Genomic DNA, 5197 nt, shown 5'->3' with positions numbered 1-5197 from the left:
CACGGCCCTCAGCCCTGAGCGTCTCCGCGATGGTCATGTAGGCCTCCTCCGCATCAGGACCGACAGCAGCCATCAGATCATGCGGCTGGCCACGCATGTCCCGCATCCCAGCCCCGCTCCCTGATCCACACCCCGGTTCCCGGGCGCTCTCAGTGGTGGAAGGAGGTAACGCCGTTGTCTTCAGGCCACGGACGCCGGTGCGGGTCGGACAACCGCTTCACCACCCGGCGCAGATCCGCGACCAGCATTCCGGCCAGGTCCCGGCTGAAGCCGTTACGCACGACCACCCTCAGCACCGCCAGCTCGTTGAGCGCGGGCGGGAACCGGTAGGCCGGTACCAGCCAGCCGCGGGTGCGCAGCAGCTCGGAGACGTCGAAGACGGTGTAGCCGGTGACCTCCTCCCGCAGCGCGAACGCGAACGCCGGGATACCGCCGCCATCCGAGACCAGTTCGAACGGCCCGAGCTTCGCCACCTCACCGGCCAGCCAGCGGGCGTTGTCCCGGCAGGTCTGCATCACCCGCCGGTACCCCTCCCAGCCCAGCTGCAGGAATGCGTAGTACTGGGCGACGACCTGGGCGCCCGGCCGGGAGAAGTTCAATGCGAACGTCGGCACGGAGCCACCCAGGTAGTCCACCTGGAAGACCAGATCGGACGGCAACGCCGCCTCGTCGCGCCACAGCACCCAGCCGACCCCCGGATAGACCAGCCCGTACTTGTGGCCGGAGGCATTGATGGACGCCACCCGGTCCAGCTGGAAGTCCCAGACCAGCTCCGGATCGCAGAACGGCGCCACGAACCCGCCCGAGGCGGCGTCGACGTGCACCGGCACATCCGGGCCGCCTGATCCCGCGAGGCGGTCGAGCGCGGCCGCGATCTCGGCCACCGGTTCGTAGCTGCCGTCGAAGGTCGAGCCGAGGACAGCCACCACGCCGACGGTGTTCTCGTCGCAGTGCGCCACCGCCGTATCGGCGGTCAGCCGGGTGCGTCCCGGCCCGAGCGGCACCAGCCGCGGCTCAACGTCCCAGTACCGGGCGAACTTCTCCCAGCAGACCTGGACGTTGGCCCCCATGACGATGTTCGGCTGGTCCGCCGGCAGGCCGGCCGACCGACGCCGGGCGCGCCACCGGCGGGTCAGCGCGAGCCCGGCGAGCATGCATGCCTCGGATGAACCGGTCGTCGAGCAGCCGACCGCGTTCAGCGCGTCGGGGACGTGCCACAGGTCGGCGAGGATGTTGACGCAACGCGCCTCCATCTCGGCAGTCTGCGGGTACTCGTCCTTGTCAATCATGTTCTTGGATGCGCACTCGACCATCAGCCGGTCCGCGTACGGATCCATCCAGGTGGTCACGAACGTGGCCAGATTGAGCCGCGCGTTGCCGTCGAGCATCAGCTCGTCGTGGATGATCTGGTATGCGGTCTCCGGGGTGATCGACTCCCGCGGCATCCGGAACCGCGGGACCACGACATCCTCGCCCGGCCGGGCGAACTGGGGCCGGATGTCGACGGTCTCCTGTGCCTGCTCGCCGCTTGCCTGGCCGTGCAGAGCCATCACCGGTGAACCTCCTGCCTGTTACCTGCTACCCGCGCCACGCACGATTCATCAGTCCCACGGGGCGGGTCCGGGAAGGGGCAGTCGGATTATGCGCTCTCGCCCGCCGGCTGACTGCCACGGGACTGGAAAGTCTGGGTTTGCGCTCCGGCGACGCCGACCAGGCGATGGGCCGCCCACCGCTGGTGATCGCCGCGAACCGGGCGTAAGCTGCCCAGCACAATGAAGCAGGTGTGTGCTGAATCGTTTGCCGACTACTTGGCAACCCTGGACGAGGCGTCGCTGACCGCTTTGCTGGCGGCACGCCCAGATGTCCTGATCGAGCCGGTTCCCCGCGGTTTCGCCCAGCTCGCCCAACGGCTGGACGGCACGGATTCGCTCGTCGCCGCGATGCGGATGCTGAACAGGGACACGGTGCATGTCGGGCAGGCGCTCGCCGTGCTGGGCGGGTCCGCGACGGTGCCCGCGCTGGCGGCCTGGCTGGGCGCACCCGAGAGCGCCGTCCGGGACGGAGCCGCCGACCTGTGCGTACGCGGCCTGGCCTGGCGTGACTCCGACGTGGTGCGGCTGCTGGAGCGGCTGCGCGCGCACTGGTCGGCGAACTTCGACGCCGCCCGCCCGGTGAAGAAGATCGCCCAGTCGGTCCTCGTGACGGAGCTGCGGACCGCGGTCACCGCGCTCGGAGCCAGCGCCAGCGGCCTGGGCAAGCCTGAGTTGATCATAAAGCTGTCCGAACTGATGTCAGATCCGAAAACGATCATAAAAATCATCTCCGGCTTGCCGCAGCCCGCGCGGGACCGGCTCGACGAATTCCGGCGCGGCCTGATCGGCGACTACTCCTGGCGCATCGAGTACGGAACACCCGCCCCAGCCCGCCAAACCGAGATCCTGATCGCCGCGGGTCTGATACTGCGCAGCAACCGCCAGCCTGAGCTGCCGCGCGAGGTAGTGATCGCCGCCTGGCAGGCCGAGCACGATTTCTCCCTGACCGGCCAACCCGCGATCGCACGGCCGGACGTCGACCCGGCGATGGTGCGCTCCGCGGCCCAGGCCGCCGCCGAAGAAGCCATAGGACGGGTGACCGCCCTCCTCGACGAGGCCCGCGCCACGCCTGTGGTAGCCCTGAAAAAGGGTGGTGTCGGGCCTCGGGAACGGTCGCGGCTCGCGAAACGGCTGTCCATGCCCGAGGCCGACCTCCTGGTATGGATCGATCTTGCGTACGCCGCTGGCCTGCTGGGCCAGACCGACGACGGATACGCACCCACCCCTGACTACCAGCAATGGCGCGTCGCCGAACCCGGCCGGCGCTGGGCCGTCCTCGCGTCGGCCTGGTTCTCCCTGGAGCATGCGCCGTCCAGCCGAGAGATCGAGGGCGAGAAGGATCTCCCGCCGCCGCTGCCGCTGCTCTCGGGAGCGGGCCGGATCCGCCGGGCGATGTTGAACGCCGCTGGTTCAGGTGGTTCGGTTCGCGCGGCTGGCCGGGAGATCGAGTGGTTCAGCCCGCTGGACGGGTACGACGCCGTCCGGCGCGCCAGCAAGGCCGCCGCGGCGACGCGAGAGGCGGAGCTGCTCGGGGTGGTCGCCCTCGATGTGCTGTCGGAACTCGGCGAACATCTGCTGGCCGTCGCCAGCGCGGTGGCGGCGGAGGCCGTCGACGAACTGGCGAGGCAGTGCGCCGACCTGCTGCCCGAAGCCACGTTCACCGTCATCCTGCAGTCGGATCTGACCGCGGTGGTGGCCGGCCAGCCGAGTTCGGCGGTGTCGCGGCTGCTGCGGGACGCGGCCGTCCCCGAGTCTCGCGGTGCCGCCGGTACGTGGCGTTTTTCCGCGTCGAGCGTCCGGGCCGCGCTCGACGCGGGGTGGAGCGCCGACACGCTTCTCGCGGAACTGCGTGACATGGCGGCGCACGCCGTGCCGCAGCCGTTGGAGTACCTCATCTCCGATGTCGCACGCCGGCACGGGCAGGTCCGCGTTCGTGGCATGCGCTGCTGCGTCATCTCCGACGAAGCCTCGACCACTGAGATCCGCCATACCCGGTCGTTGGCGAAGCTGCAGTTCAGCCAACTGGCACCTACCGTCTTGGCCAGCCCGTTCAAACTCGACGACGTGCTGGCCCGCCTGCGCGAGGTCGGCTTCTACCCGATCGCCGAGGACGCCGCCGGCACGATGATCGTGCCGCGTCGGCAGGAACACCAGGCGTCCCCCCGCTACACCGACCCCGCCCATGGGCCACGCCGGCTTTCCCCGGCCGACCTCGCCCACCGGCTGGCCGCGGATCCCGATGCCGGCACAATGCCGGACTCCGGTACCTTCAAGCGGCTGGCCCGGCTGAACACCCGTCTCAACGAAGCCGAGCTGGAGCTGCTGGCCAGCGCCGTGGACCATCAGCACGATATCGTCATCGCCTACCGGGACAACAACGGCACCCGTACCGTCCGCCAAATCCAGCCGCAACAGTTCTACGGCAAGTGGCTCGACTCCTGGTGCCGCCTGCGCAACGGCCAGCGTGACTTCTCCGTCGCCAGCATCGAATCCGTCAGCCCCGCGGGCTGATCGGCCATCCTGGCCGTTCCACCGTCTCCAGCCGCTCGGCGCGCGCATTCTGGCTGACCGTGGAGTGCGCATTCTGACTGACAACGACGCAGTGCTGGCGCGTGGCGCGGACCGGTTTCAGCCACCAGGCCCGCGATGAACAGGCATCGCTAAACCACCACGGCAGTGTGGTAAACCCTACTGGCAGATCGCAGTCCACAGACGCGAAAAGCGCCCTGGCGACCGGATGCCGGGCCTACCTTCCTCGGAGACGAACATGACCGATCGTGCCGACCAGATCATCGATGCACTGCGCAGCGGGCACGACCAGGTGACCGCCGTGGTACGCGGGCTTACCCCGGACGGCCTCTCCCGGCCGTCCGGGGCGTCGCGGTGGGATGTGTCCCAGGTCCTCAGCCATCTGGGCAGCGGTGCGGAGATAACGCTGGCCACTTTGGAAGGCGCGCTGAACGGCACGGGCGTGCCCGCCGCGGACTTCAACACGTCGGTCTGGGCGCGTTGGGACGCGCTGTCGCCAACCGAGCGCGCCGAGGGCTTCATCACCGCCAACGAGAAGCTGATCATCTGCTACGAAGGCCTCGACGCGCCCACCCGCGACGAGCTGCGGATCGATCTGGGCTTCCTGCCCGCCCCGGTGGACGTCGCGACCGCCGCGGGCCTACGGCTCTCCGAGTTCACCCACCACACCTGGGATGTCGAAGTCGCCTTCGACCCGGAGGCCGTCCTGGCACCGGCCGCGATCGAGCCGCTCCTCGACCAGGTCAGCATGATCATCGGCTTCCTCGGCCGGCCGGGCGCCCTCGGCGACCGGCACGCCACGATCACGGTCCGAACCACCGCGCCCGAGCGCTCCTTCGGGCTCGGCCTGGGCGACACGGTCACGCTCACCAGCGAGGAGCCTGATCAGCCCGACGCGGTCCTCAACGCACCGGCGGAGTGGTGGCTGCGGTTGGTCACCGGCCGTCACGCAGCCGCGCATACCCCGGCCACCGTGGCCCTGACGGGCGCTACGATCACCCTGGACGACCTGCGACACGTCTTCCCCGGGTTCTGAGCTCACGCTGCCGGCGCTCCACGGCGAGGCCCCGTCAAGG

At 69.6% G+C, this 5197-nt stretch carries 3 protein-coding genes; 2 read left to right on the top strand and 1 reads right to left on the bottom strand.

What is annotated here, in order from left to right; translation table 11 throughout:
- Positions 1-149: 149 nt before the first annotated feature.
- Positions 150-1550, bottom strand: coding sequence for a glutamate decarboxylase (locus MJ783_RS17025; protein ID WP_239311450.1), 1401 nt, complete (start codon positions 1548-1550; stop codon positions 150-152).
- 222 nt (positions 1551-1772) lie between these two features.
- On the opposite strand from MJ783_RS17025, the gene MJ783_RS17020 reads away from it, so the two are divergent.
- Positions 1773-4103, top strand: a complete 2331-nt coding sequence (locus tag MJ783_RS17020; protein ID WP_370651659.1) for a helicase-associated domain-containing protein — start codon at positions 1773-1775, stop codon at positions 4101-4103.
- Between the two features lie 256 nt (positions 4104-4359).
- Positions 4360-5157, top strand: coding sequence for a maleylpyruvate isomerase family mycothiol-dependent enzyme (locus MJ783_RS17015; protein ID WP_239311446.1), 798 nt, complete (start codon positions 4360-4362; stop codon positions 5155-5157).
- Positions 5158-5197: the final 40 nt, after the last annotated feature.

The organism is Protofrankia sp. Cj3 (assembly GCF_917627355.1).
GTDB lineage: Bacteria > Actinomycetota > Actinomycetes > Frankiales > Frankiaceae > Protofrankia.
This window is presented reverse-complemented; position numbering and strand designations above follow the sequence as displayed.

Bases quoted from the DNA above. Each gene is read 5' to 3' on its own strand.
- MJ783_RS17025 (WP_239311450.1), bottom strand. From the start codon at position 1,550: ATGGCTCTGCACGGCCAGGCAAGCGGCGAGCAGGCACAGGAGACCGTC.
- MJ783_RS17015 (WP_239311446.1), top strand. From the start codon at position 4,360: ATGACCGATCGTGCCGACCAGATCATCGATGCACTGCGCAGCGGGCAC.
- MJ783_RS17020 (WP_370651659.1), top strand. From the start codon at position 1,773: ATGAAGCAGGTGTGTGCTGAATCGTTTGCCGACTACTTGGCAACCCTG.